The organism is Pseudomonas sp. BJa5 (assembly GCF_030272875.2).
GTDB lineage: Bacteria > Pseudomonadota > Gammaproteobacteria > Pseudomonadales > Pseudomonadaceae > Aquipseudomonas.
Window position 1 is genome coordinate 1 of sequence record NZ_JALRNG020000057.1, and the last position, 26,832, is coordinate 26,832.

Here is a 26,832-nt window from a genome sequence, read left to right on the forward strand (position 1 = left end):
ATCATCTTGTAGGAGCGGGCTTGTCCCGCGATTGTGGCTTCCCTGCCACACCGCGATCGCGGGGCAAGCCCGCTCCTACCCCCCCCCGTTCAGGGCTTGAGGGAGGCCATGTCGATCACGAAGCGGTATTTCACATCGTTCTTCTCCATGCGTGCGAACGCCTGGTTGATGTCCTGGATGTCGATCATCTTGTAGGAGCGGGCTTGTCCCGCGATTGTGGCTTCCCTGCCACACCGCGATCGCGGGGCAAGCCCGCTCCTCCCCCCCCGTTCAGGGCTTGAGGGAGGCCATGTCGATCACGAAGCGGTACTTCACGTCGTTCTTCTCCATGCGTACGAACGCCTGGTTGATGTCCTGTATGTCGATCATCTCGCAGTCCGGCAGCACCTGGTGCTCGGCACAGAAATCCAGCAGTTCCTGGGTCTGTTGCAGGCCGCCGATCAAGGAGCCGGCGATGGAGCGGTTGTTGATCGCCAGCAAGGCGCCGTGGATCGGCTCCAGCGGCTCAAGTGCGCCCACCAGCACCAGCGTGCCCTGGCGGCCCAGGAGCATCAGGTAGGGGTTGACGTTATGGCCGCGCGGGATGGTGTCGAGCATCAGGTCGAAGCTGTTGGCCGCGTCTTTCATCGCCTGCGGATCAGTGGACAACAACACATGGTGCGCGCCCAGGGCGCGGGCATCCTCGGCCTTGCCCGGCGAGGTGGTGATCACCGTGACCCGGGCGCCCAGCGCCACGCCCAGCTTGACCGCCATATGCCCCAGGCCGCCCAGGCCGACCACGGCCAGGCGCGTGCCGGCCTTCACGCCATGCTCGCGCATCGGCGTCCAGACGGTAATGCCCGCACACAGCAGCGGGCCGGTGTAGCGCGGATCCAGCGCCGCCGGCACACGCAGGACGAACGGCTCACGGACCACGATGTGCTGGGCATAGCCACCGAGGGTGACCTCGCCGCTGATGCGGTCCAGGCCGTTGTAGGTCGGCGTCATGCCCTGGGTGCAGTGGGGTTCCTGGTGCTGCTCGCAGGCCGGGCAGCCCTGGCAGCTGTCGACCAGGCAACCGACGGCGACCCGGTCACCGACCCGGTAGCGGCTGACGGCCGGCCCCACGGCCGTGACCCTGCCGATGATTTCGTGGCCGGGAACGCAGGGAAAGCGCGTGGTGCCCCAGTCGTTGTGGACGTAGTGCATGTCCGAATGGCAGACGCCACAGTAGTCGATCGCAATGGCGACATCGTCGTCGCGCAGCGCACGGCGTTCTATGCGCAGGGGCTCAAGGGGCGCGTGGGCTTCATGGACGCCGTAGGCGAGGCAGGTGCTCATGGGAATTCCTTTACTGTCAGGGGTACGGGGGTCAGATAGAGGGGCGCAGCCAGGGCGCGGCACTGGTTTGCGGCGAAGCGATCTGGTTGGAGATCCACTTGCCCATGCGCCGCATCGGCTCGATGGCGTCCTGGGGCGCGGCGAACTTCATCGCCGCGGCATAGCCCAGCGAAACGATGCGCTGGGCGCCATACAGCGGCAGCACATCCTTGAGCTGGTCCTTGATGCTTTCCGGATACACCCCCACGGTCTGGGTGTAGGCATCGACCGCATCGAGCATTTCGCTCAGCTCGTCCACCGGCACCAGGTTGGCGGTGCGGTCATCCAGGCTGGCGGCAAAGGACACCGGCTCCGGCAGCTGCGAGCAGATGATCGCGCCCTCGCCGTCGCGGCCACCGATGACCCTGTACCACTCGTCATCCAGGCGCAGGGCATCGACGTGGGCCTTGAGGTGCTGGTCGTACTGCTTGGGCCGGGTACTGAGGGTATTGGGCAGGCCAAGCATGGCTTCATGCACGTAGTGGCCGAAGGTGTTGAGGCGCGCCAGGCCCTGCTCGTCGGTGCCGCTCTGCACATAGACCACCCGCGCGCACACGCAGCCCTTCTGGTTGATCGCACCGATATCGGCGGCCAGGCGCACGGCGGCGTCGCGCATGCTCGCCTCGCTGGCGAAGGCGGCTTTGCCGATAATGCTGGCGCTGCGCTTGGGGTCCAGGGAGATCAGTTCCAGGCCCGGCTGGATATAGCGGGTGACGTGCTTGATCGAGGCAAAGCCGCCCCAGGCGACGATCTTCTCCAGGTTCTGCGGCTGGTACAGGCGCTGCTCCAATGCTTGATCGCCGCCCTTCCAGTAGGCGACGCTCAGGTGCCGGGTCAGCGGATGGTCCGGGGCCATGTCGACCATGGTGCGGGCGATGGCCAGCGCGGTGAACGGGTCGTTGGACGGCGCCTTGATGATCGCGTCGCTGCGCAGCACCATGTTGCGGATGATGGTCCACAGCGACAGCGACACCGCATTGCCGGCGACGATGTGCAGCGTACGCGCGCCGAAGCAACGCACTTCAAGCTCGGTGCCATCGAGCAGGGTCTGCGGCACCCAGCCTTCCAGGTACTTGACGCCTACTGTGGTTTCCACCATTTCGCGGATGAATTCCCGCGAGAGCAGGTGCTGCAGGCCCATGTAGGAGCCTTTGACGATGCTCGGGGTAGTCGGCGCAGTCAGGTATGACAGCTCGCAGGCTTCCTGCAGGTAGGGGTTCTTGTCCAGGGCCAGGCGCTGGCCGAGTTCCACCGCATAGTCGAGGATGTCCTCGAAACTCAGGCTGTACAGGTCGGCAAGCCTGGCCGGGTTGCCCAGCGGCAGCCGGTCGATGTACTGGTTGGCGTCTGGAGTGAGGAACCGCAGGTCGCCACCGCGTCCGCCCGCTTCAATCAGGTTGTCGGTAATCACCTGGCCACGGATGACCATCGGTGCGATCGGATGAGTCATGCTTCAGCCCTCCAGAGTGTTGAGGAAATCCATCGCCTCGCGATGGGATTGTTCCGACGCGGCGCAGGTGATCTTGTCGTCGCCACCGTTCTTCTCGCTGTAGCGCTGGATGGCGCCGACCACGTAACGGCTATGGCGCCCGCAGGTGCAGGGCTGGTCCCAGTCGATGGTGACCTCGTCGCCGGTGATGAAACCGCCCCAGTGGATGTCCGCCCCCAGGTCGAAGAACGCCGCCCGCCCGGTCTGCCGGCCCTGGCGCGGCAGCGGCTTGCTGGTCTGCGGATCGAGCAGGAAGGGAATGGCGGTGTGCGCGAAGTGGTAGTTGCCCGCCTCGCACTTGATGTGCGAACCGCTGACCACCTCCGACATGGCGTAGGACTCGTGGATCACCCTGGCGCCGGTGAAGCGCATCACCTCCTCTCGCCAGTTCTGCGGTGGCACCACGCCTTTGGCGCCGCCCGTGGTGGCGATATAGGAGTCGGCATGGAAGACCCCTTCCAGGCCACGCTCAAGGCCGGCGGTGGCCATGTTGTGCAACAGGTTCCAGGTGCCGCCGATGTACACCCGCTTGCCCTTCAGGCGCGTGGCGATGTCATCGAAAAAGGCCGCCAGGTGTTGGGGCATCTCGGCCTGCTGCTGGTCGAAGGCTTTCTTCTTGGCCAGCAGTTCCGGGGCCACCACCAGCCGGTCCAGGGTGCCCTTGGCATGGGCCGCGCGCAGCCTGGCGCCCAGGTGCAGCACGTCGCTGGACAGGGTCGAGGGATAGGCCGGGTGAAAGTGCGCAAGGTTCGGCAGCAGCACCTTGTTCAGCGCACCTACGCCGCGCAGGTGGCTCAGGTAGCCTTTACGGTAGTAGGGATACGCAGTGTGCAGCTCGGGGTCGGGGGTATCTATGCCTGCCATGTGCCAGGCGTAGAGCTTGCGCACCTGCGCGGCCTTTTCGAACTCACGGGTGCTGCAGGGCAGGAACGACAGCGTGCCGGAGGTGCCCGAGGTATGGCTCAGGCACAGCGCCGGGACTTCGCGGTCCATGGTCTCGAACCAGTCGTCCAGGCCTGCGCAGGCGCTGACATCGACGGCAGCGATCTGCTCGGCAAGCTCGGGCACCACCAGTTTGCCGAGCCAGCGGTTGATGGCGGCGAAGTTGTTCTTTTCCAGCAGCGACGGCGGATAGGACTTGAACAGCGTGTGCTCGAACAGCAGCGGCACCACGTCATCCAGTTGCTCGATGCGCTCGATACCTTCGGCGTCCGCCAGTTTCTTCAGCACCGCGATGCGCTCGCGCAGCTGTGCAAACCGACGCTTGAGGCCGGCCAGTTGCAGGGTGTCGATTCGCGAGGCGGGCATCTGCTGCCAGGTGTGCAGGTCATGCTCCACCAGCGCCACCGGGTCACTCAACAGCAGCTCGACCTGTTCTTCTATTGTTTTTGTCACGGGACAGTCTCCTGGGCTTCAACGGCCTTGATGGCTGAGCCAGTGTAGGGCCGCGCGGGGCAATATCATTTCCGCATTCCGCAACCCTGGAAGAGCATATAACTAACTGTTTTTATTTATTTTTATTTGAGAAGGTCGAGTTATCGAGAGGGCTGTTCCGGGTCTGCCGTGGTCAGCAGCGCATGGAGCATGCGCGCCAGCAGGCGCACGGTGTCGTCTTCGAGCAGGTAGTGCGGTTTTTCGATCAACAGCGCCCGGGGCAAGGCGGTGACCGCCTGGTAGGCGAGAAAACCGGCCTTTTCCCGGTCACGCACCACGACCTGGTCGCTGAAGCGCTCCACCAGCGCCGGGATCACCCTGGAAATCCAGAAGCGCTCCGGCTTGACGATCTCCAGGCGCACCAGCTCGCCGTGGTAGGCGGACTTGATGCTCAGTTGCGAGTCGATCTGCAACCAGCGATGCAAGGCACCGAGGCCCGTGCGCAGGACCATCTCGATGCCGTCATAGAGCGTCGCCGAAGCCGGCAGCGCGTGGATGTTGGCGATTGTTTGCAGGCGCACGTCGGCGCGGTAGTCCTCGAAGATTGCGCCGATCAGCGATTCGATGGTGGGGAAATACTCATAGATCGAGCTGATCGCCACCCCGGAATAGTCGCTGAGGCGGTAGATGCTCAGGGCCTCGCGCCCTTCCCGTTCGAGCACTTCGCGCCCGGCTGTTTTCAGCGCCTCGACCAGCGCCACCGAGCGCGCTTGCTTCGGCTGCTTGCGCGGGCGGGCCGGCAAGCTCACCACGACGCTGTCGTGGCTGCCGCGCCCGCCCGATGATGCCCCCATGGCGCTCAGGGGGTAACGATGTTGAAGGTGGGCTGGAAACTCGCCAGCATGCCGAGCATCGACTTGAAGCGCTGGGCGTCGCCCTCGATCCTGATATCGCCCTGCTTGATCGCCGTCGGGAAATCCAGTTGGCGCAGGCTGATGAGGTCCAGCGCCGCCTTGCTCATCGTCACCGTGGCGTCGGCTTGCGGATGACTGGCGTGTTCGCGCCAGGTCAGTACGCCATTGCGCAAGGTCAGGGCAAAGTGCTGGTCGAGGTCGTCGAAGTTCCAGTTCAGGGTCATGTCGTGGCCCTGGGCCTTGTCCGAATCCATGCGCACGGCCAGCACATCCATGAACATCGCCGGCGTCGCCGCACGCACCAGGTCGGCAATGGCGCGGCCACCCTGGGGGATCCCGACCTTGCGCAACTCATGCGCGCCGGTCAGGTAGATGTTGCGCCAGATCGCCGATTCGCTGCGGTAGCCCAGTTGCTCCAGGGCATCGGCCTGGGCCTCGCGGGCGGCCTGGTTGTCGGGCTCGGCGAACACCAGATGATTGCCCAGTTGCGTCGCCCAGCGATAATCGCCCTGCTCCATCGCCGTGCGCATCAGCGTCAATACCTTGTCCGCGCCGCCCAGCGCCTGGACATAGCGCTTGCCCGCCTGCTGCGGCGGCAGCGGGTCGAGGTTGGCCGGGTTGCCGTCGTAAAAACCCAGGTAACGCTGGTACACGGCGCGGCTGTTGAAGCTCAGGGTGCCGTAATAGCCCCGGGCGTACCATTTATGCGCGAGCTCGCCGGGCAGGGTCTTGATCGCATCGGCGATTTCCAGTGGCGTCAGGCCCTGGTTGAGCAGGTGCAAGGTGCGGTTATTGAGGAAGGCGTACATGTCACGCTGGTCGGCCAGCAGGGTGCGGATGCCGTCGGCGCCCCAGGTCGGCCAGTTGTGCTGGGCGAACATGACCTTGGCCTTGTCGCCGTAACGCACCAGGCTGTCGTCGATAAACTGTGACCAGGCTTTGGCGTCCCGCACCTCCGCGCCCCGCGGCGTGAGCACGTTGTGCATCGACATCACCGCGTTCTCGGCCATGCACAGCGCCTGCAGCTGCGGCAGGTACAGGTTCATCTCCGCCGGTGCCTCGGTGCCGGGTGTGAGCTGGAATTCCACCTGGACGCCGGCGATGTCGTGGCTTTCCAGGGGCTGGACGATCAGGTCGGTGGGCGCGATCAGGCTGATGCTGCCGCCCACCGGCACGCCCTTGCCGATGCCGGTGTCCACTTGCCCGCGTTCGCCTTTGGCCACCGTGCTGCCGCTCTGGTACATGCCGCGGCGGAACATCGCGGTGCCGGCCAGCACGTTTTCCTGGATGGCATGTTCCATGAAGCCGTGCGGAGCATAGATCCTCACCTTGCCGGCCTTGACGTCCGCCTCGTCGACCACCCCGCGCACGCCGCCAAAATGATCGGCATGGCTATGGGAATAGATGACCGCCACCACCGGCTTGCGCGGGCGGTGCTGGTAGTACAGCTCAAGCCCCGCCCTGGCGGTCTCGGTGACATAGAGCGGGTCGATGACGATCAGCCCGTCGTCGCCTTCGATGAGGGTCATGTTCGCAAGATCGATGCCGCGAATCTGGTAGACCTTGTCGGTGACCTCGAACAGCCCGGCGTTGGCATTGAGCTGCGCCTGGCGCCACAGGCTGGGGTTGACCGTGTCGGGGGCCTGGGCCTGCTTGAGGAAGTCATACCGCTGCGACGACCACACCGGCTTGCCCTCGGCATTCTTCACCTCACCCTCGAAGGCCGCCACCAACCCGCGGCGGGCGGCGTCGTAGTCGGCGCGGTCCTGGAACGGCAGCTGCTTGAGCACGTCCTGGTTGCTGGCGGCGGTGGTCGGGCTGGCGGCCTTGGCCAGGTCGCCTGACGGGGTGTCTGCGGCCCAGCACGGGGCGCTGGACAAGGCAATGGCAGTGAACAGAGCACACAGGCGATAGCGCATACGAATCCTTTTAATCGGCCCAAGGCATGGATAACAGCAGCAGAGTAAGCCCCTGTGCGGGCAACCGCCCCCCCTCGATGGGAGGGGTATGCCACCGGCGGCTAGCGCCTAACGTCTGTGGGCATCGTCCACCCACGGCCATTCACGGGAAACACCACATGACACGCCGCCTGCTGTTCAACACCACCCGCTCGATCATCATTGAACGCGGCGCCGCCGCCCGCCTGGCCGAACAGGTGCAATCCATGGGGCATCGTTCCGTGCTGCTGGTCACCGATGCCGGGGTGCTCGCCGCCGGCTTGCTGGCACAGGTGGAACCGGGCTTTGCCCGCGCAGGTATCGCCCTGCGGGTGTTCGCCGAGGTGCAGGCCGATCCGCCGGAGTCGGTGATCCTGGCCGCCGTGCAGGCGGCACGCGGCTGCGGCGCCGAGTGTGTCATCGGTTTCGGAGGCGGCAGTTCGCTGGACGCCGCCAAGCTCACCGCCCTGCTGGCCCGCAGCGAGGAATCGCTGGCCGATATCTACGGCATCGACCGCAGCAATGGCCGGCGCCTGCCGCTGATCCTGGTGCCGACCACGGCCGGTACCGGCTCGGAAGTTACCGCCGTGTCGGTGGTGACCACCGGCGAAGGCCAGAAGAATGTCGTGATTTCGCCGGCGTTGTTGCCTGATGTCGCCGTGCTGGACGCCGATCTCACCCTGGGACTGCCCAGGGCCGTCACCGCGGCCACCGGTATCGACGCCATGGTCCATGCCATCGAGGCCTATACCACCCGGCACTTGAAGAACCCGATTTCCGATTGCCTGGCCCGTGAAGCCCTGCGCCTGCTGGGCGACAACCTGGTGGCGGTCTGCGACGACGGCAGCGACGCCCAGGCCCGTGAACAAATGCTGCTCGGCGCGTGCCTGGCCGGCATGGCCTTTGCCAATGCGCCGGTCGGTGCGGTGCATGCCCTCGCCTATCCGCTGGGGGCGCGCTTTCATGTGCCGCACGGGCTGTCCAATGCCCTGGTACTGGCGCCGGTGATGCGCTTCAACCTGGACGCGGCGGCGCCGCTCTATGCCGAACTGGCCGCTATTGTGCTGCCGCAGGTCGAGGGCTCGGACGTACAGCGGGCATCGGCGCTGATCGACCACCTGCAGGCGTTGCCGGCCCGGCTCGGGCTGCCCACCCGCCTGCAGGAAGTGGGGATTGCCCGCTCCGACCTCGACGCACTGGCCCATGACGCGACCCTGCAGACCCGCCTGCTCGGCAACAACCCGTGCGAACTGAGCCTTGAAGACATCCGCTCGATCTACCGGCAGGTGCTCTGAGCCTTGCAGGCCCCTTGCCGCTTGGCACGCCCGGCGGTACTGGGCTTTACTTCAATAGATGTACCCAGAAGTCTCTTCGCGACATTCACTTGCGGGAGCCCTGCCATGAACAGGTCTGTTTTTGCGCTGGTCGCGGTACTCTCGGTGGTAGCCGGTTGTTCGTCCGACAAGGATGCCTATCGCAACCAGCCACTGGTAGCCCGGGTCGAGACGGGCATGACCAAGGAACAGGTCCGGCAAATTGGCGGCCAGCCCCTGCTGGAGTCCGACCGCACGGTGGAGCCTGGCAGCTGCTTTGACTACATGCTCGTGCAGGCGGGCATGCAGCAGCCTTACTACGTCAGCTTCGACATGGCCGAAACAGTCGACCGCACAGGTTTCATGACCTGTGCGCAGTGGAGCAACGCCCAGCAGAAATCCAGGGAAGCGCCTTCCAGTATGGGCGGCATGGGGGGCTCGGGTTACTAGCGGTAGTAGGAGCGGCGGTTCGACGCCTCGACTTGCCCCGCGATTGCGGCCTGGCAGTCACACCGCAATCGCGGGGCAAGCCCGCTCCTACAGGTATTGGCTCAATCCTTGCGCTTGCGCGGGTTTTCACGATCGCGCCGGCGTGCCAGGGCCGCGCCCCAGGCCAGGATGGCGGCAGAAGCGATCAGCATCGCCGCCAGCATCACGTAGCCCCAGGGTACGTCGTTCATGCTCCAACACCCGGGGCATCGGCCATGCCCTGATTGAGAGAAATAGGCTGGAGCCACGCGTTCATGCCAGGCGTGCCAGTACGGTAATAGCAGTATAGAAGCACTCTGGACAGCCATCTAACGGGGTTTCCCAACATTCCACCCGTCGAAATACGTTAATACCCTTTCGATATGCGGTCAGTGAAGGCACAATGCGTGTCCTTTTTTTGGCTGGCCAAGCCCGGGGCCTGGAAATGATCAATACGCCGTACTACCTCATCGATAAACAAAAGCTGCTGCAGAACATGCAGAAGATCGCCTATGTGCGCGAGAAGTCCGGGGCCAAGGCCCTGCTGGCACTCAAGTGCTTCGCCACCTGGTCGGTGTTCGACCTGATGCAACAGTACATGGACGGCACCACGTCGTCGTCGCTCTACGAGCTCAAGCTCGGCCGCCAGAAGTTCGCCGGCGAAACCCACGCCTACAGCGTGGCCTGGGCCGATGACGAAATCGGCGAGATGATCGAGAACTGCGACAAGATCATCTTCAACTCCATCGGCCAGCTGCAGCGCTTTGCCGAGCAGACCGAAGGCACCGTGCGCGGCCTGCGGGTCAACCCGCAAGTGAGCAGCTCGGACTACCTGCTGGCCGACCCGGCGCGTCCGTTCAGCCGCCTGGGCGAATGGGATCCGGTGAAAGTCGAAGGCGTGATCGAGCAGATCTCCGGCTTCATGTTCCACAACAACTGCGAAAACGCTGACTTCGACCTGTTCGACAAGATGCTCGGACACATCGAGGAGCGCTTCGGCCACCTGCTGCACAAGGTCGAATGGGTCAGCCTGGGTGGCGGCATCCACTTCACCGGCGACGACTATGCCCTGGACGCCTTCTGCGCGCGCCTGAAGGGTTTCTCCGAGAAATACGGCGTACAGGTCTACCTGGAGCCGGGCGAAGCGGCCATCACCCAGAGCGCCTCGCTGGAAGTCACCGTGCTCGACACCCTGTACAACGGCAAGCACCTGGCCGTGGTCGACAGCTCCATCGAAGCGCACATGCTGGACCTGCTGATCTACCGCCTCAACGCCAAGATGGCCCCCAACGACGGCGAACACACCTACATGGTGTGCGGCAAGTCGTGCCTGGCCGGCGACATCTTCGGCGAGTATCAATTCGATCGTCCGCTGGCCATCGGCGATCGGCTGTCGTTCGTTGACGCAGCGGGTTACACCATGGTCAAGAAAAACTGGTTCAACGGCCTGAAAATGCCGTCCATCGTAGTGAAACAACTCGACGGTAGCGTTGAAGTGGTTCGCGAGTTTGGTTTCGAAGACTACTTGTCCAGCCTGTCTTGAGCTGGCAGTAAAGGAGAGAAAGAGAAATTGAAGAAGAACGTTCTTATCATTGGTGCAGGAGGTGTCGCCAAGGTGGTGGCCCACAAGTGCGCGCAGCACAACGACGAACTCGGTCGTATTGCCATCGCGTCGCGCAACATCTCCAAATGCCAGGCCATCATCGACAGCGTCAAGGCCAAGGGCAGCCTCAAACAGCCCGCTGAAATCGCCGCTTACGCGCTCAATGCGCTGGATGTCGAAGCGACCAAGGCGCTGATCCGCGAGACCGAATCGCAGATCGTCATCAACGTCGGCTCCGCCTTCCTCAACATGTCGGTGCTGCGTGCCTGCATCGATACCGGCGTGGCCTACCTGGACACCGCCATCCACGAAGAGCCGGGCAAGATCTGCGAGACGCCGCCGTGGTACGGCAACTACGAGTGGAAACACCTCGAGGAATGCCAGCAGAAGAACATCACCGCCATTCTTGGCGTGGGCTTCGACCCGGGCGTTGTAAACGCCTATGCAGCCCTGGCAAAACAACAGTATTTCGACCGCATTGATTCGATCGACATTCTCGACGTCAATGCCGGATCCCATGGCAAGTACTTCGCCACCAACTTCGACCCGGAAATCAACTTCCGCGAATTTACCGGGCAGGTGTGGAGCTGGCAGAACAGCCAGTGGACCAGCAACACCATGTTCGAAGTCAAGCGTACCGATGACCTGCCGGTGGTAGGCTCGCAGAACCTGTACCTGACCGGCCACGACGAAGTGCACTCGCTGTCCAAGAACCTGGACGTGCCCAACGTGCGCTTCTGGATGAGCTTCGGCGAGCACTACATCAACGTGTTCACCGTGCTGAAGAACCTTGGCCTGCTCTCCGAGCAACCGGTCAAGACCGCCGAAGGCCTGGAAGTGGTACCGCTCAAGGTGGTCAAGGCCGTGCTGCCGGATCCGGCCTCGCTGGCTCCTGGCTACACCGGCAAGACCTGCATCGGCGACCTGGTCAAGGGCACCAAGGACGGCCAGCCGCGTGAGGTGTTCATCTACAACGTCGCCGACCACGAGGAAGCCTACGCCGAGACCGACAGCCAGGGTATTTCCTATACCGCTGGCGTGCCGCCGGTAGCCGCCGCCCTGCTGGTCGCCCGTGGCGAGTGGGATGTGCAGCGCATGGTCAACGTCGAGGAGCTGCCAGCCGAGCCGTTCCTCAAGGCGCTGGACGTGATGGGCCTGCCGACCCGCGTCAAGGACGAGAACGGCGATCGTCCCTGGAACTGATTGACTGACGGTCCCCGGTGGGAGCGGCGGTTCGACGCCTCGACTTGCCCCGCGATTGCGTGTGTTCAGGCACAACGCGATCGCGGGGCAAGCCCGCTCCTACATTTGAATACGCGCTAAGTCCCACCTCAACCTTGATCTGGCGCAAGTTGCCGCCGGTCGTAATACGCCACTCTCTTCAAGCCACTCCAAATGCGTGATCTACGCTGAACCAAGGCTCGGCTGGAGATAGTTCAATGTCATTGGCTGAAGAACAAAAAACCGTGCGCCGCAAGGAAGGCCGGCTGTTCATCTTTCTTGTCGCCTGCCTCTTTCCCCTGCTCTCGGTCGCCATTGTCGGCGGCTACGGCTTCATTGTCTGGTTCCTGCAGATGATCTACGGTCCGCCCGGGCCACCCAACTGACTTTGTTTATCGGAGCCCGCCCATGGATGACGCTCTGCATATTGCCAGTCTTGTCGTACTTGCCCGTCCGGAACTGTTAAACGCAGTCAAGGCCAACTTGCGCCTGCTCGACGATGTCGAACTGCATCAGGAAAGTGCAGCCGGAAAGTTGGTGGTGGTACTTGAAGCCCGGCACGAGCAACAGATCCTGCAACGCATCGAACAGATCAACAACCTGCCAGGCGTACTCAATGCCGCGTTGATCTACCACGAACTCCTCGACTCCGCAGGAGAGCAACAATGAGCATGACCCGCCGTGAATTCGCCAAGGCCCAGGCCGCGGCCATTGCCGCAGCTGCCGCCGGGCTGCCGATCTACACCACCGCCAGCAACCTGATCACCGAAGCGGACATGGTCAGCCTGGACTGGAACAAGGCGCCCTGCCGCTTCTGCGGCACCGGTTGCAGCGTGATGGTGGCCACCCGCGACAACCGCGTGGTCGCCACCCACGGCGACGTCAAGGCCGAGGTCAATCGCGGGTTGAACTGCGTCAAGGGCTACTTCCTGTCGAAGATCATGTATGGCGTCGACCGCCTGACCCAACCGCTGCTGCGCATGAAGAACGGTGAGTACGACAAACAGGGCGAGTTCCAGCCGATCAGCTGGGACAAGGCCTTCGACATCATGGCCGCCAAGTACAAGGAGGCCCTGAAGAACAAAGGCCCCGGGTCGATCGGCATGTTCGGCTCCGGGCAATGGACGGTGTGGGAAGGCTACGCCGCCAACAAGCTGATGAAGGCCGGTTTTCGCAGCAACAACATCGACCCCAACGCCCGCCACTGCATGGCCTCGGCGGTGATGGGCTTCATGCGCACCTTCGGCATGGACGAACCCATGGGCTGCTACGACGATATCGAAGCCACCGACGCCTTCGTGCTCTGGGGCTCGAACATGGCCGAGATGCACCCGATCCTCTGGAGCCGGGTCACCGACCGGCGCCTGAGCCAGCCGCAGGTCAAGGTCGCGGTGCTGTCGACCTTCGAGCACCGCAGCTTCGAGCTGGCCGACATCCCCATGGTGTTCAAGCCGCAGACCGACCTGCTGATCCTCAACTACATCGCCAACCACATCATCCAGAGCGGCGCGGTGAACAAGGACTTCATCAGCAAGCACACCCGCTTCGCCAAGGGCGCCGACGACATCGGCTACGGCCTGCGCCCGGGCAACCCGCTGGAGACCGCGGCCAAGAACGCCGACAAGGCCAACACCTGGAGCGATATCGATTTCGACCAGTTCGCCGCCTTCGTCCGGCCCTACACCCTGGAGCGTGCGGCCAAGGAGACCGGCGTACCCGCCGAGCGCCTCAAGGCCCTGGCCGAGCTGTATGCCGACCCCAAGCGCAAGGTCGTGTCGTTCTGGACCATGGGCTTCAACCAGCACACCCGCGGGGTCTGGGCCAACAACCTGATCTACAACATCCACCTGCTCACCGGCAAGATCAGCGAACCGGGCAACAGCCCCTTCTCGCTTACCGGCCAGCCATCGGCCTGCGGCACCGCCCGCGAAGTCGGCACCTTCTCGCACCGCTTGCCGGCCGACCTGGTGGTGACCAATCCCAAGCACCGCGCCACGGCCGAGAAGATCTGGAAACTGCCCGCCGGGACCATCCAGGAAAAAGTCGGTTTCCATGCCGTGCAACAGAGCCGCATGCTCAAGGACGGCGTACTCAACGTGTACTGGACCCAGGCCAGCAACAACATGCAGGCAGGTCCGAACATCATGCAAGAAGTGCTGCCGGGCTGGCGCAAGCCGGAGAACTTCGTGATCGTTTCCGATGTGTACCCCACGGTATCGGCCCAGGCCGCCGACCTGATCCTGCCCAGCGCCATGTGGGTGGAAAAGGAAGGCGCCTTCGGCAACGCCGAGCGCCGGACCCAGTTCTGGCACCAACTGGTCAGTGCGCCGGGCGAGGCCCGCTCGGACCTGTGGCAACTGGTGGAATTCTCCAAGCGCTTCACCACCGATGAAGTCTGGCCCGCCGAGCTGCTGGCCAAGGCCCCCGAGTACAAGGGCAAGACCCTCTTCGAGGTGCTGTTCAAGAACGGTCAGGTCGACCAGTTCCCGGTCGAGCAGCTGGAAGCGGGCTTCAAGAACGATGAAGCCAAGGCCTTTGGCTTCTACCTGCAAAAAGGCCTGTTCGAGGAGTACGCCCAGTTCGGTCGCGGCCACGGCCATGACCTGGCGACCTTCGACCTGTATCACCGCGAACGCGGGCTGCGCTGGCCGGTGGTCGACGGCAAGGAGACACGCTGGCGCTACCGCGAGGGCCTGGACCCCTATGTCGAAGCCGGCAGTGGCGTGCAGTTCTATGGTTACCCGGACAAGAAGGCGATCATCTTCGCCCTGCCCTACGAGCCGCCGGCCGAAGCGCCGGATGCCGAGTACCCGTTCTGGCTCAGCACCGGCCGGGTGCTGGAACACTGGCACACCGGCAGCATGACCCAGCGGGTCGAGGAGCTCTATCGCGCCGTGCCGGATGCCCTGGTGTACATGCACCCGGAGGATGCCAAGGCCATGAATGCCCGGCGTGGCAGCGAGGTGAAACTGGTCAGCCGCCGTGGCGAGATGCGCGCGCGCATCGAAACCCGTGGGCGCAACAAGCCGCCCCGCGGCCTGGTGTTCGTGCCGTTTTTCGACGCCAACAAGCTGATCAACAAGGTCACCCTCGACGCCACCGACCCGATCTCCAAGCAGACCGACTACAAGAAATGCGCCATCCGTATCGAGCTGATCAGCGTGGCCTGAGGAGCGCCGTCATGACTATTCGAATCCTGCCGTTGCTCCTGTTCGCCGTCATTGGTGCGGTGATCGCCGCCGATGTCGACTATCCGCTCGATGCCCCGGGGCCCGACGGACGTCGCCCCGGCGGCACACTGACCCAGAGCATGCCGGCGCCACCGCTTGCCAACGACGAAAACAAGGACCTCAAGCGCGAGCGCAACTACCCCGACCAGCCGCCGACCATTCCCCACGCGATCCGCGGCTACCAGATCGATACCAACAGCAACAAGTGCCTGTCCTGCCATAGCCGCGCCAACAGTGCGCGCAGCCAGGCGACCATGATCAGCATCACCCACTACATGGACCGCGACGGCCAGGCCCTGGCGGCGGTGTCACCGCGTCGCTATTTCTGTACGCAGTGCCATGTGCCGCAAAAAGAAGTGCAGCCGCTGGTGGGCAACAGCTTCGAAACCATCGACAAGATCCTGCAGGACGACGCCGAAGCCGCAGGCAAGCAACCTTGAGGAGGCGCCATGAAAGCACTGTTCGCCCTGCTTAAGGAGTACTGGGGCATCCTCTGTCGGCCCAGCGTCTACTTCAGCCTGGGGTTCCTGACCCTGGGCGGGTTCATCGCCGGGATCATCTTCTGGGGCGGCTTCAACACCGCCCTGGAGATGACCAACACCGAGAAGTTCTGCGTGTCGTGCCATGAGATGCGTGACAACGTCTTCGTCGAGCTCAAGGAGACCATCCACTACACCAACCGCTCCGGCGTGCGCGCCAGTTGCCCGGACTGTCACGTGCCCCATGAGTGGACCCACAAGATCGCGCGCAAGATGCAGGCGTCCAAGGAGGTGTGGGGCAAGATCTTCGGCACCATCGACACCCGCGACAAGTTCCTCACCCTGCGTCGCGAGCTGGCCGAGCATGAATGGGCCAGGCTCAAGGCCAACGACTCGCGCGAGTGCCGCAACTGTCACAACTTCGAGTTCATGGACTTCACCCGCCAGAGCAAACGGGCCGCGGCAATGCACTCCACCTCGCTGGCCAAGGGCGAGGCGACCTGCATCGATTGCCACAAGGGGATCGCCCACAAGTTGCCGGACATGCACGGCGTCAAGGGCTGGTGACGGTAGGAGCGGGCTTGCCCCGCGATGGCGTGCAGTCAGCCACATCGCATCGCGGGGCAAGCCCGCTCCTACAAACCGTTGTTTGCCTTGGTCGATGAGCGGGTTCGCTGGTCAAGGCGTTACCTGATACCCCTTGCCCTGCATGCAGCTGGTATAAGCGGTGGCGGTGTTCGACTCGTTGGTACGGCGCTGCTCACGGCGCTCCTGGCGTTGCCTTGAGCCACCGACCACAGCGCCGGCGGCTGCGGTTTCCTTGGCGCGGTTCTGCCGGTAATCCTGCTTTACATCGTCATCCACGCGGTCGTACAGCTCATCGTGTTGATTGCCCCGTACCTGGGCGCCCACCGCACCGGCCGCCGCCCCCACGGCCGCGCCCTTGATCCGGCCACCGGACGGCGTCGAGGTGCTGGCGGTACTGTTGGCAATGTTGTGACACTCGTTCATATCGGCCTGGACCTGTTGTGAACTCTGGCCCTTGAGCGGCGTGACGGTTTGGGCGCTTGCAAAGCCTGCGCCCAACGACAACGCCATGCACACAGCGGTTAGCGAGAACCTGAACATGATAACGGACTCCTCGCCCGGAACGGTTCATTCAGTGTAGCCCCGGGCGCGGAGCCAGGGTGGGATCAGTGGTCGGCAATCGCCTCGGAACCGGTCAGGATCGCGCTCGCCAGTTCTTCATCGCTGGCCTGCAGGCCGGGGTTTTCCTGGCGGATGCGCTGCATCAGCGACTCCAGGTAGACACCGCGAATGGCGCCACCTGTGGCAATGAACGACGACGCATCGTCATGGGCCGGGATGATGCGCTTGTCATCCTTGAAGGTGGAATACAGCGAAGCCGAAACGCCCGCCGAGGTGGCCACATCACCGGCATCGACATCGGCCAGGACCGAGCCGAACGGCAAGCACAGAACAAGCGAAGTAGCGATCAGAATGCGGCGCATGGTGGTGCCTCCGGAAATAAGGTTCCTACACCAGTTAGGATGCCTGGCGCCGCACAGGAGTTCCCCGCCACTGCCGGAGCGTCGACTAGTCGTTGGGCAGCGGCATGTCCTTGTCGTCGGGGTACTGCTCCGGATAGTCACCTTTGTCGGGTGTCTGCTGATCAGAAGCAGGCTTGCCCGATCCGGGTTGTGGCTGGGGTGGGGTCGAGGCCTGGTGCTGGCCCCTTGTTTTGTCAGACATAGGCACCTCGGTTACTTTCTCGGTGGAACAGCCACACTCCAGTTAGCGCCACTTACAGGCAAAGCACAACCGATCCGTCACCCCTTGGCGTAAATGGCCTATACCCAATAAGCCGGAAAGCACTTAACAAGGGGCGGATATGGCCGAGTCGAAGAAAATGAGCCTGGTCGGGCTCACCACCCTGGTGACCGTCAACATGATGGGCTCCGGGATCATCATGCTGCCCACCAGCATGGCCCAGTTGGGGGCGGTGTCGCTGTTGTCCTGGGGGGTTACGGCGATCGGCTCGATGGCGATTGCCTACAGCTTCACCCAGTGCGGGGTGTTCTGCACCCGCCCCGGCGGCTTGTCGGCCTACACCGAGGAAGCCCACGCCAAGTCGGGGTTCTTTCTCTGCTCATACCTGTATTTTTTATCCCTGGCGATTGCCAATGTCGCGGTGGCGATTTCCGCGGTCGGCTACATGACCGCCTTCCTACCCTGGCTGGGCAGCAGCGCCATGGCCCTGTTCATCGGCACGGCCGGGCTGATCTGGCTGACCATCCTGGCCAACTTCGGCGGACCGAACATCACCGGCCGGATCGGCGCGATCACGGTCTGGGGGGTGATCATCCCGGTGGCCGGCCTGAGCGTGATCGGCTGGTACTGGTTCAGCCGCGATGTCTTCATCCAGGCCTGGAACCCCAATGAGCTGCCCCTGTGGGAAGCCATCGGCAAGACCATCCCCCTGACCCTCTGGGCGTTCCTGGGCATGGAGTCCGCCGCCCAGGCCAGCGACGCGGTGGAGAATCCCAAGCGCAACGTGCCCCTGGCCTGCCTGTTCGGCACCCTGGGGGCGGCGGTGGTGTACGTGCTGTCGACCACAGTGATCCAGGGCATCGTGCCCAATGCCGAGCTTGCCAACGCCTCGGCGCCCTTTGCCCTGGTCTACGCAAAGATGTTCTCCCCCCTGGTCGGCAACATCATCATGGCCCTGGCGGTGATTGCCTGCATCGGCTCGTTGCTGGGCTGGCAATTCACCCTGGCGCAAACGGCCAAGGTGACAGCCGACCAGGGTTTGTTTCCGCGGCTGTTCTCCAGGGTCAGCGCCCTGAACGCGCCGATCCTCGGCATGGTGGTGTGTGGCGTGCTGCAAACGCTCATGGCCCTGTCGACCATCTCGCCCAACGCCAGCGCCCAGTTCGGCAAGCTGGTGAGCCTGGCGGCGGTGACCAACCTGATCCCCTACGTCACCGCCCTGACCGGCCTGCTGGCGATCATGTACAAGGCCCGGGTCAGCCCGGCGGTGTACACCCGCAATACCCTGGTGCTGCTGGTGGCGGTGGGTTATTCGCTGTATGCCCTGTATGCCTGCGGCATGGAAGCGGTGCTCGGGGGTGCGCTGGTGTTGGCCTTCGGTTACCTGCTCTATGGTTTTCTGGCCAAGCGTTTCATTCTTCAGCAAGCCGCTGGGCGGGGGGCTGGCTATGAAGGCTAAGCTGGCCTGTGTACTGGCCCTACTACCGCTTTTCGCCAACGCCGCCACCCTGGAGCGCGTGCGCGAAAGCCACACCCTGACCCTCGGCTACCTGCCGGACTTCGCCCCGTTCAGCGCGCAGGACGGCGAACAGGCCAAGGGCTATGCCATCGACCTGTGCCGCAAGATCGCCGGCCAGGTTGGCACGACGCTGGCCCTGCCCGACCTGCAGGTGCGCTATCTGCCGGTGACACTGGCGGAAGAGATCAGCGCAGTCAGCAGCGGCAAGGTCGATATGGTCTGCACGCCGACCGTGGCCACCCTTGAACGGCGCCGGCAGGTGAGCTTCTCGGTGCCGGTGTACACCGCTGGTGTTACCGCCGTGCTGCGCAGCGATGCGCCGCAGCCCCTGCTCAATGTGCTCAACGGCAAGCAAGCCCACGAGGGCCCGACCTGGCGGGCCTCGCTCAACCGCGGCCTGGCCAACCAGACCTTTGCCGTGGTGGCGGGTGGAGTGACCGAGCAGTGGGTGCGCCAGCAATTGCGCAGCCTTGGGGTGATTACCACGGTGGTCACGGTGCCTGGCAATGATGCCGGGCTTGACCTGGTGGCCCAGGGCAAGGCCGATGCATTCTTTTCCGAACGGATGCTGCTCAAGAACCTGCTGGCCGGGCGTGACAGCGGGTTGATGCTGGTCGAACGGGTTTACGAGTACGCGCCGGTGTCGATGGTGGTGCCGCGTGAAGACGAGGATTTTCGCCTGCTGGTCGATACGGTGATCAGCCAGATGTACCGCTCGGGGGAAATCGAGCAGGCCTATGCCACGCACCTGGGCGGCACGACCAAGGCGATCAGGAAACTGTTCAAGCTGTATGCATTGCCTTGAGGGCCCCATCGCCGGCGTTGCTGGCTCCCACAGTGACCTGGCAGCCCCCCATGCCACCTGTGGGAGCAACTGTCTTTGTGGGAGCAGGCGAAGCCTGCGATCGACTGCGATCGACTGCGCAGCAGTCGCAATCCGGCCACCTCATTGGCTCAGATGAACTGAGGCTGATTTTACCGCCGCTTCACGCCCGATCGCAGCCTATCGGCAGCTCCCACAGAGTCCGGGGCATGCCTGGGACCCTTGTGTGGAGCTGGCGAAGCCTGCGACGGGCTACTCGCGCTTGCGTTGCTCGCGTCCCAGCCAGGCCCCGGTCAGGGCCCAGACCAGGGCGATGCCGGCACCGATGAACATCGCCAGCGCCGGGTGGTCACCCAGCAGGTCCAGCCCGCGCTTGACCCAGCCACTGAGGGCATCGCCGCCGCGATACACCACGGTGTCGGTGAAGTTCTTGGCCTTGTACTTCTGCTCCGGCAGCACCACGGTGTAGAGCATCTCGCGCCCCGGCCGCACCAGGGCGTACTCGCCCACCCGACGCACCACCATCACCAGCACGAACAGAACGAACACGGGCGCCACCGCCAACAGCAGGAACCCGACCACCATCAGCAGCGGTACCGCCACCAGCAGTATCCCGACCCCCAGCTTGCGCGCCAGGTGCCCGGTGATGAACACCTGGGTGAGGATCGACAGGAACTGCACCAGGCTGTCGATCAGGCCGAATACCTGGGTCTGCTCGGTGCGGCTGGTGAAGTGCGCAGCCACCAGGCGTGCCTGCTCGAAATAGAGGAAGGTGCTGACACTGGCCAGCAGCACCACGAATACGGCGATCCCCAGCAGGTACGGGGTGCGCAGCACTTCGCTGGCACCGGCAAAGGGATTGCCGCCCAGCGGCCGTGACCGGGGCATTTCGATGTCTGCCGGCAAGGGGTGACGATCCCGATAGCCTTGCAGGTACCCCGCGGCAAGCACACTCCCCAGCAAACAGGCGGTCGCCAGCAATACCAGCCCGGCATGGCCGATCACCCCGACCAGCATAGTGCCCAGCAGCGGCCCCACCAGCCCGCCCAGGCTCGCTCCCCCCGCCAGCAGGCCGAACAGGCGCTTGGCCTGCTCGTTGGAGAGCAGGTCGGCGAGCACGCTCCAGGCCAGGGAGATGCTCAGCAGGTTGAACATCGACAGCCAGATGTAGAACGCCCGGGCGCTCCACAGGTTGTCCGGCTGCCAGGCAAACAGCCCGGCGAACACCAGCAGGTTGCTGGCCAGAAAGCCGTAGGTCCAGGGCAGTATGCGTCGCCGCCGGACCTTCGAGGCCAACCAGCCGAACAGCGGCAAGGCGATCAGGGTGACCACGAAGGTGCCGGTGAACAGCCACTGCAGGTTTTCCACGCCGCCCGCCACACCCATGGTCTCGCGCACCGGGCGCAGCATGAAATAGCCGGCGAACAACAGGAAGAACAGCGCAAGCCCCGCCACCACCAGCGGCATTTCCCCTTCGCGAACATTGAACAGGCGCGTCGCCAACGGGGTCATGGGCCGCGCCTCAGGCGAACTGTTCGATCAACTGCTTGCGCTGCCCCTCGGTCAACAAGACGCCATGCCCGGCCTTGAGCTGGTCCAGTTGACGCTCCGGTCGGCTGGTGGCCGGGATCACCGTGGTCACCGCCGGATGGCTGATGGCGAACTTTAGAAACAACTGCGCCCAGCTGCCGATCCCCGCTTCCGCGGCCCAACCCGGTAACGCCAGGCCCTGGACCCTGGCAAACAGCCGGCCGTCATCGAAGGCGCGGTTGATCAGCACCGCCACGCCCTTGTCCTGGGCCAACGGCAGTACGGTACGCGCCGCTGCCGGGGCATTGACCGAGTAGTGAATCTGGATGAAGTCCAGCGGCTCCTGGCGCAGGATGGCCTCCATCTCCTCCAGGCCGCTGTCGATGTAGTGGGTGATGCCGACATAACGGGTCAGCCCCCGGGCCTTGAGTTCGCGGGCATAAGGCAGCTGGCGCTGCCAGTCGCGCAGGTTGTGGATCTGCAGCAGATCGACCTTGTCGGTGCGCAGGCTGCGCAAGGTGCCGGCCCATTGCGCCTCGGCGGCGGCGCGGCTGTCGGCGGCGATCTTGGTGGCCAGGAAGGTCTTGCTGCGCCAGCCCCCCTCCTCCAGCAACTGGCCCAGCACGGCATCGGCACCACCATAGTTGGGCGAGGTGTCGATCACCTGGCCACCACCGGCGAAGAACACCTTGAGCACCTGGTGGAGCTGCTGGTACTGCGTCGAGTCGGGCTCCACCTCGAAACTGCCGGAGGTGCCCGCGCCAATCACCGCCAGCGCCTCGCCGCTGGACGGCACCTTGCGCGTGAGCATGGCGCTGCCGGACTGGGCCAAGGCCTGGCCGGCGAGGCCCAGGCAGCCAAGGCCGGCGGCAAGGGTGGCGCTGGCGGCGAGAAAATCGCGACGTGTCGGCATGACTGGGCTCCCGGACGAATGCGTAGGCCAGAGAAAAAGCTTAGCCCTGCCCCCTCCCGCTTGCCCCGGCAATCGTTACCGTGTGTGTAAAACAAGCAAGGAGTACATTTGTACTCCTGCCCATTCAAACCTCATCGGCCACCCCTTGGCCGTCGTATCGGACTGTGACTGAAGGAAAAATCCGTAGCCTTGTGCGCACGCCGTCTATATTGAGCTTGTCCCCGCCCGCAGCTTGAGCGCGCACCATGCTCGATACCGGTCAACTGATCATTTGCGAACACTGCGACAGCGTGTACCACAAGGTCACCCTCGGCAAACACCAGAAGGCCGTGTGCGTGCGCTGCGGCGCCGTCCTGCAGCGCTACAACGGCCTGACCCTGCAACAGCGCCTGGCCCTGAGCATCACCGCCGGCGTGGTGTGGATCCTGGCCAACTTCTACCCGGTGATGAGCATCAGCCTGCAGGGATTTTCCAACAGCGCCACCCTGTGGGATTCGGTGCGCGCCCTGGCCAGCGGGCCGATCACCTTCATTGCCCTGGTGGCGGCAATTTCCATCATCATCGCGCCGATGTTCCAGTTGCTGATCCTGATCTGGGTGCTGCTGTTCGCCCTCGCCGGCCAGCGCTCCCCGGGTTTTCGCTTTTGCATGCGCTGGCTGGAGACCCTGCGGCCCTGGAGCATGCTCGAAGTCTGCCTGCTCGGCGCCCTGGTGGCGGTGTTCAAGCTGGCCGGCATGCTCGATGTGTTGCCCGGCATCGGCCTGCTGGCCCTGGGCGCCTTGAGCCTGTTGATCATCCGCGTCGCCGGGCGTGACGTGCGCGAACTCTGGGATACCCTGCCATGAGCCTGCCGCCGCTGGCCTCGGAGCTGAACCTGGTGCTGTGCCACGCCTGCGGCAAGGTCTGCGATGCCAGCGTGGCGGTGCATCACTGCGACCGCTGCGGCGCCCCGGTGCACGCGCGCAAGCCCGACTCGCTGACCCGCACCTGGGCCTACCTGATCGCTGCACTGGTGTTCTATGTGCCAGCCAACCTGCTGCCGGTGATGAACACCACGATGCTCGGCAAAGGTGACGACAGCACCATCATGAGCGGGGTGATCGAGTTCTGGTCCCATGGCGCCTGGGACATCGCCCTGATCATTTTCATCGCCAGTATCGCCGTGCCGGCGACCAAATTCGTAGCCCTCGGCCTGTTGCTGATCACCGTGCAGCGGGGCAGCCACTGGGCGCAACGGGAGCGATCCACGCTTTACCGCTTCGTCGAGCTGATCGGTTACTGGTCGATGCTCGACGTCCTGGTGGTGGCGCTGGTCGCCGCCCTGGTCAAGTTCCAGGCCCTGGGCGATATCGAGCCGCGCGCGGGCATCCTGTTTTTCGGCCTGGTGGTGGTCTTCACCATGCTCTCGGCCATGAGTTTCGATCCCCGGATGATCTGGGAAAGCCGTCAACCCAAGGAGCGCACGGATGAAGTCAGCAGCCACTGAAGAGCCCTCAGTGCCAGGACCGCAAACGGTCAGGACCCGACGCTTCAGCATCTCGCTGGTGTGGATCGTGCCCATCGTCGCGGTACTGGTGGGCATCTCCCTGGTCGTGCACAGTTGGTTGCAGGAAGGCCCGACCATTCATATCACCTTCAAGACCGGCGAAGGGCTGACCGCCCACAAGACCTCGGTCAAGTACCGCAACGTGGTGATCGGCGAGGTCACCACCGTGGAGCTGAGCCCGGACCAGAAAAGCGTCACGGCCACCGTGAAGCTTGAGAAACAGGCCGAGAACTTCACCCGTGAGGATTCGTCGTTCTGGGTGGTCCGCCCGCGCATCGGCGCCGGCGGTATCTCCGGCATCGATACCCTGCTCTCCGGCGACTTCATCGGCGCCGACTCCGGGCAGTCCAACAAGCGCGCCAAGAACTTCAAGGGCCTGGAAGTACCGCCACCGATCACCTATGGCGAGCCCGGCAAGCGCTTTACCCTGCACACCGACGACCTCGGCTCGCTGGGCGTCGGCTCGCCGGTGTACTACCGCAAGATCCCGGTGGGCCAGGTGGTGTCCTACGAGCTGTCCAAGGACGGCAAGGGCGTGGACATCGAAATCTTCGTGCACGCCCCCAACGATGCCTTCATCACCGACAACACCCGCTTCTGGAATGCCAGCGGCATCGACGTCGAGGTCGGGGCCAATGGCTTTGCCGTACGCACCGAGGCGCTGTCATCCCTGCTGGTGGGCGGCATCGCCTTCCGCGCCCCGCAATACAACCCCGACGACCAGGTGGCGGCCGAAGACAAGGTCTACGAGCTGTTTGAAAACGAGCAGACCGCCCTCGCCCCGCCCAGCGGCCGGGCCCAGTACCTGGCCCTGCGCTTCGAAGAGTCGCTGCGCGGCCTGAAAGTCGGTGCCCCGGTGGAATTCCTCGGGGTGGAAATCGGCCGGGTCGTCTCGGTCAACCTCGACTTCGATGCCGAGAAGCGTTCCTTCCCGGTCAATGTCGGCATCGTCATTTATCCGCAGCGCCTGGGCAAGGCCCACACCAAGCTGCTCAAGGCCTTGAGCCACGACCCCGACGACGAACAGAATGCCGCGCTGATCCTCGGCACCTTCATCGACAACGGCCTGCGTGCCCAGGCCCGCAGCGGCAACCTGATCACCGGCCAGCTGTACATTGCCCTGGAGTTCGACCCCAAGGCGCCGAAAGTGGTCTTCGACCCCAAGGCACGACCCATCACCATCCCCACGGTGCCGGGCAGCCTGGAGCAGTTGCAGGAAAAACTCCAGGCCATGCTCGAACGGATCAACCGCTTGCCGATCGAGCGCATCGCCAACAACCTGGACGCCAACCTGGTGGAGCTGCGCAAGGGCCTGGCACAGTTCAACAGCCGCACCCTGCCTGGTGTGCAGGGCACCCTGCAGGAAGTCAGCAAGACCTTGCAGTCGGCCAACTCGACCCTGGCCGACGACTCGCCCCAACGTGAGCAACTGACCCAGACCCTGGACGAGCTGGGGCGCATGTCGCGGTCGCTGCGTGAGCTGGCCGACTACCTGGGGCGCAACCCCGAATCCCTGGTACGCGGCCGACCCAAGGACGCCCCGGCCGAGAACCTGAAACCTTCGTCGCGCAATTGACCGCAGGAGCACCGACCATGGCGCACGCCTCCAAATTCGCACTGCTGGGCCTGGCTCTGCTGCTGGCTGCCTGTCGCAGCGATCCGATCCATTACCACACCCTGATCCCGCAACAACCGGCCCCGCCCAGCACCGTGGATGTGCAACTGGAGCGGGTCAGCGTACCGCCCCAGGTCGACCGGCCGCAGGTGGTGGTGCGCCAGGGCAACAGCGGCCTGGCGATCCTGGAGACCGAATGGTGGGGGGCGAGCCTTGCCGATGAGCTGCAGAACGCCCTGGTCACCCAGTTCGCCAGCAGCAACGCGCAGCCGCGGCTGGGCCTGCGCGTGGATGTGCAGCGCTTTGACTCGGTGCCCGGCCAGTACGCCCTGTTCGATGCCCAGTGGCGGCTGCGCCCTGCCAACGGCACGGACATCGCCACCCTCAACTGCCGCAGCGTGATCCAGACCCCCGCCGGTGCTACCATCGACGACCTTGTGCTGGCCCATCAACAGAACCTCAAGCGCTTCACCGAGCTGGTCAGCCAGGCCGCACGTGTCGGTGGCAGCCGCTGCCCGGCCATGCGTTGAATCATCCATTTGCCAAGGAGCCCTTTCGTGGCCGAAAACCGACCTATTCAACTGGGCAACGCCCGCGAACTGCTGGACGTGCTGATACGTGCCGGCCTGATTGCGGTGCTGGTCATGTTCTGTTTCGAGATCTTCCAGCCATTCCTGAGCCTGATGCTCTGGGCGGTGATCCTGGCGATCACCCTCTACCCCTTGAACCAGCGTCTGGCGGCCCTGCTGGGTGGCCGTCCCGGCTGGTCGGCTGCCTTTCTGGTGCTGGTGGGCCTGGCCTGCCTGATCGGGCCGTTGAGCCTGCTGGGTACCTCGGTGGCCGAGTCGGTCAAGCTCGGTATCAATACCTTCGAGAACCAGGCCATCGAAATTCCGCCACCGCCAGCGAACGTGCAGGACTGGCCACTGATCGGCGCACCGCTGTTCGGCATCTGGTCCCATGCAAGTTCCGACCTGACCTGGGCGCTGACCCAGGTCGCACCGCACCTCAAGGGCGTGAGCAAGACCCTGCTCACCCAGATGGCCGGCGTCGGTACCGGCATCCTGGTGTTCGTCCTGGCCCTGATCGTGGGCGGGGTGATCATGGCCAAGGGTGAAATCGGCCATCGCACGGGCGTGGACATTGCCACGCGTATTTCCGGTCCCCAACGTGGGCCGCAACTGGCCGCGCTGTGCACCGCGACCATCCGCGCCGTGGCCCAGGGCGTGGTCGGCATCGCCTTTATCCAGATGCTGCTGGTGGGTATCGGCCTGGTGGTCATGGGCGTACCTGCCGCCGGGGTACTGGCCCTGATGGTGTTGCTGCTGGGGATCACCCAGTTGCCGGTGCTGCTGATCACCCTGCCGGTGGTGATCTATGTGTTTGCCCATGACGGCGTGGGCGTCGGCACCATCGTCTTTGCAGTCTGGACCCTACTCGCCGGCCTGTCCGACAACGTCCTCAAACCCCTGCTGCTGGGTCGTGGCGTGGCCGTGCCGATGCCGGTGGTGCTGATCGGCGCCCTGGGCGGGATGCTGACCAACGGCATCATCGGCCTGTTCATCGGCCCGGTGTTGCTGGCGGTGGGGTATGAGTTGTTCATGAGCTGGGTCAAGCAACCGCTGGCGGCAGAGGAATCGCAGCGATAGGCACTACGACCGCTTCGCGGTCGATCGCAGCCTGGCGGCAGCTCCCACAGATACCCTTACAATCGCATGACAACTGTAGG

27 protein-coding genes and 1 pseudogene are annotated in these 26,832 nt (G+C 64.1%); 16 read left to right on the top strand and 12 right to left on the bottom strand.

All coding sequences use genetic code 11. The features are described 5' to 3' along the window. Positions 1-89 precede the first annotated feature (89 nt). From M2D63_RS23950 to M2D63_RS23975, 6 genes and pseudogenes are all read right to left on the bottom strand, one after another. Positions 90-191: pseudogene (locus M2D63_RS23950) on the bottom strand (hypothetical protein); the annotation flags it as partial. Between the two features lie 79 nt (positions 192-270). Continuing rightward, on the bottom strand, positions 271-1,320 hold the full coding sequence (locus tag M2D63_RS23955) for an NAD(P)-dependent alcohol dehydrogenase (RefSeq protein WP_285865548.1): 1,050 nt from the start codon (positions 1,318-1,320) through the stop codon (positions 271-273). Positions 1,321-1,351: 31 nt separating this feature from the next. After that, positions 1,352-2,809 carry an acyl-CoA reductase gene (locus M2D63_RS23960; protein ID WP_285865549.1) on the bottom strand — a complete coding sequence of 486 codons (1,458 nt, stop codon included), beginning with the start codon at positions 2,807-2,809 and terminating at the stop codon, positions 1,352-1,354. 3 nt (positions 2,810-2,812) lie between these two features. Then, on the bottom strand, positions 2,813-4,243 hold the full coding sequence (locus tag M2D63_RS23965; RefSeq protein ID WP_285865550.1) for a hypothetical protein: 1,431 nt from the start codon (positions 4,241-4,243) through the stop codon (positions 2,813-2,815). 140 nt (positions 4,244-4,383) lie between these two features. Next, complete coding sequence (locus tag M2D63_RS23970; RefSeq protein ID WP_285865551.1) at positions 4,384-5,076, bottom strand: TetR/AcrR family transcriptional regulator; 693 nt, start codon at positions 5,074-5,076, stop codon at positions 4,384-4,386. A 5-nt stretch (positions 5,077-5,081) separates the two neighbouring features. After that, complete coding sequence (locus tag M2D63_RS23975; protein ID WP_285865553.1) at positions 5,082-7,055, bottom strand: alkyl/aryl-sulfatase; 1,974 nt, start codon at positions 7,053-7,055, stop codon at positions 5,082-5,084. Positions 7,056-7,213: 158 nt separating this feature from the next. On the opposite strand from M2D63_RS23975, the gene M2D63_RS23980 reads away from it, so the two are divergent. Both M2D63_RS23980 and osmE read left to right on the top strand, forming a co-directional pair. Beyond that, on the top strand, positions 7,214-8,368 hold the full coding sequence (locus tag M2D63_RS23980) for an iron-containing alcohol dehydrogenase (RefSeq protein ID WP_285865554.1): 1,155 nt from the start codon (positions 7,214-7,216) through the stop codon (positions 8,366-8,368). Between the two features lie 105 nt (positions 8,369-8,473). Then, positions 8,474-8,836, top strand: coding sequence for an osmotically-inducible lipoprotein OsmE (gene osmE / locus M2D63_RS23985; protein WP_285865555.1), 363 nt, complete (start codon positions 8,474-8,476; stop codon positions 8,834-8,836). Between the two features lie 101 nt (positions 8,837-8,937). Here osmE and M2D63_RS23990 read toward each other — a convergent pair whose 3' ends face one another. After that, a complete protein-coding gene (locus M2D63_RS23990; RefSeq protein ID WP_285865556.1) occupies positions 8,938-9,066 on the bottom strand; it encodes a hypothetical protein in 129 nt (42 codons plus the stop codon). A gap of 233 nt (positions 9,067-9,299) precedes the next feature. Here M2D63_RS23990 and nspC point away from each other — a divergent pair, with 233 nt between their 5' ends. The 7 genes from nspC to M2D63_RS24025 all read left to right on the top strand — a co-directional run bounded on the left by nspC (position 9,300) and on the right by M2D63_RS24025 (position 15,954). Continuing rightward, positions 9,300-10,397, top strand: a complete 1,098-nt coding sequence (gene nspC, locus M2D63_RS23995; protein ID WP_285865575.1) for a carboxynorspermidine decarboxylase — start codon at positions 9,300-9,302, stop codon at positions 10,395-10,397. 27 nt (positions 10,398-10,424) lie between these two features. Continuing rightward, a complete protein-coding gene (locus M2D63_RS24000; protein WP_285865557.1) occupies positions 10,425-11,660 on the top strand; it encodes a saccharopine dehydrogenase family protein in 1,236 nt (411 codons plus the stop codon). 236 nt (positions 11,661-11,896) lie between these two features. After that, positions 11,897-12,064, top strand: a complete 168-nt coding sequence (gene napE / locus M2D63_RS24005) for a periplasmic nitrate reductase, NapE protein (protein WP_285865558.1) — start codon at positions 11,897-11,899, stop codon at positions 12,062-12,064. A gap of 22 nt (positions 12,065-12,086) precedes the next feature. Next, positions 12,087-12,347 carry a chaperone NapD gene (locus M2D63_RS24010; RefSeq protein ID WP_285865559.1) on the top strand — a complete coding sequence of 87 codons (261 nt, stop codon included), beginning with the start codon at positions 12,087-12,089 and terminating at the stop codon, positions 12,345-12,347. Further along, positions 12,344-14,848 carry a nitrate reductase catalytic subunit NapA gene (gene napA / locus M2D63_RS24015; protein WP_285865560.1) on the top strand — a complete coding sequence of 835 codons (2,505 nt, stop codon included), beginning with the start codon at positions 12,344-12,346 and terminating at the stop codon, positions 14,846-14,848. The genes M2D63_RS24010 and napA overlap by 4 nt, the downstream gene beginning before the upstream one ends. A gap of 11 nt (positions 14,849-14,859) precedes the next feature. Then, complete coding sequence (locus tag M2D63_RS24020; protein WP_285865561.1) at positions 14,860-15,348, top strand: nitrate reductase cytochrome c-type subunit; 489 nt, start codon at positions 14,860-14,862, stop codon at positions 15,346-15,348. Positions 15,349-15,357: 9 nt separating this feature from the next. Then, positions 15,358-15,954 (top strand): cytochrome c3 family protein, encoded by a 597-nt coding sequence (locus tag M2D63_RS24025; RefSeq protein WP_285865562.1) that lies wholly within the window; start codon positions 15,358-15,360, stop codon positions 15,952-15,954. Between the two features lie 111 nt (positions 15,955-16,065). Here M2D63_RS24025 and M2D63_RS24030 read toward each other — a convergent pair whose 3' ends face one another. The 3 genes from M2D63_RS24030 to M2D63_RS24040 all read right to left on the bottom strand — a co-directional run bounded on the left by M2D63_RS24030 (position 16,066) and on the right by M2D63_RS24040 (position 17,139). After that, a complete protein-coding gene (locus tag M2D63_RS24030; RefSeq protein ID WP_285865563.1) occupies positions 16,066-16,515 on the bottom strand; it encodes a YMGG-like glycine zipper-containing protein in 450 nt (149 codons plus the stop codon). Between the two features lie 65 nt (positions 16,516-16,580). After that, positions 16,581-16,898: a DUF2388 domain-containing protein gene (locus M2D63_RS24035; protein ID WP_285865564.1), complete on the bottom strand. Its 318-nt coding sequence runs from the start codon at positions 16,896-16,898 to the stop codon at positions 16,581-16,583. 85 nt (positions 16,899-16,983) lie between these two features. Then, positions 16,984-17,139, bottom strand: a complete 156-nt coding sequence (locus M2D63_RS24040; RefSeq protein ID WP_285865565.1) for a hypothetical protein — start codon at positions 17,137-17,139, stop codon at positions 16,984-16,986. Positions 17,140-17,278: 139 nt separating this feature from the next. Here M2D63_RS24040 and potE point away from each other — a divergent pair, with 139 nt between their 5' ends. Both potE and M2D63_RS24050 read left to right on the top strand, forming a co-directional pair. Beyond that, the gene (gene potE, locus M2D63_RS24045) at positions 17,279-18,616 is read left to right on the top strand and encodes a putrescine-ornithine antiporter (protein ID WP_285865566.1); all 1,338 of its coding nucleotides are present in this window, start codon (positions 17,279-17,281) and stop codon (positions 18,614-18,616) included. Continuing rightward, on the top strand, positions 18,606-19,481 hold the full coding sequence (locus M2D63_RS24050) for an amino acid ABC transporter substrate-binding protein (protein WP_285865567.1): 876 nt from the start codon (positions 18,606-18,608) through the stop codon (positions 19,479-19,481). Before potE ends, M2D63_RS24050 begins: the two co-directional genes overlap by 11 nt. Before the next feature lie 270 nt (positions 19,482-19,751). Here the strand turns inward: M2D63_RS24050 and M2D63_RS24055 are convergent, their stop codons facing one another. Together M2D63_RS24055 and M2D63_RS24060 are read right to left on the bottom strand one after the other, a co-directional pair. Beyond that, positions 19,752-21,011, bottom strand: coding sequence for an NTP/NDP exchange transporter (locus tag M2D63_RS24055; RefSeq protein ID WP_285865568.1), 1,260 nt, complete (start codon positions 21,009-21,011; stop codon positions 19,752-19,754). 10 nt (positions 21,012-21,021) lie between these two features. After that, a complete protein-coding gene (locus tag M2D63_RS24060) occupies positions 21,022-21,942 on the bottom strand; it encodes an aldo/keto reductase (RefSeq protein ID WP_285865569.1) in 921 nt (306 codons plus the stop codon). Between the two features lie 245 nt (positions 21,943-22,187). On the opposite strand from M2D63_RS24060, the gene M2D63_RS24065 reads away from it, so the two are divergent. From M2D63_RS24065 to M2D63_RS24085, 5 genes are read left to right on the top strand one after another with little or no spacing between them, the layout of a single operon-like run. Continuing rightward, a complete protein-coding gene (locus M2D63_RS24065; RefSeq protein WP_285865570.1) occupies positions 22,188-22,787 on the top strand; it encodes a paraquat-inducible protein A in 600 nt (199 codons plus the stop codon). Continuing rightward, positions 22,784-23,428, top strand: coding sequence for a paraquat-inducible protein A (locus M2D63_RS24070; RefSeq protein WP_285865571.1), 645 nt, complete (start codon positions 22,784-22,786; stop codon positions 23,426-23,428). Before M2D63_RS24065 ends, M2D63_RS24070 begins: the two co-directional genes overlap by 4 nt. Beyond that, positions 23,409-25,064 carry an intermembrane transport protein PqiB gene (locus M2D63_RS24075; protein WP_285865572.1) on the top strand — a complete coding sequence of 552 codons (1,656 nt, stop codon included), beginning with the start codon at positions 23,409-23,411 and terminating at the stop codon, positions 25,062-25,064. The genes M2D63_RS24070 and M2D63_RS24075 overlap by 20 nt, the downstream gene beginning before the upstream one ends. A 17-nt stretch (positions 25,065-25,081) precedes the next feature. Next, complete coding sequence (locus M2D63_RS24080) at positions 25,082-25,633, top strand: membrane integrity-associated transporter subunit PqiC (RefSeq protein ID WP_285865573.1); 552 nt, start codon at positions 25,082-25,084, stop codon at positions 25,631-25,633. 27 nt (positions 25,634-25,660) lie between these two features. Beyond that, entirely contained in the window at positions 25,661-26,752 is a 1,092-nt protein-coding gene (locus M2D63_RS24085; protein WP_285865574.1) for an AI-2E family transporter, read from the top strand. Positions 26,753-26,832: the final 80 nt, after the last annotated feature.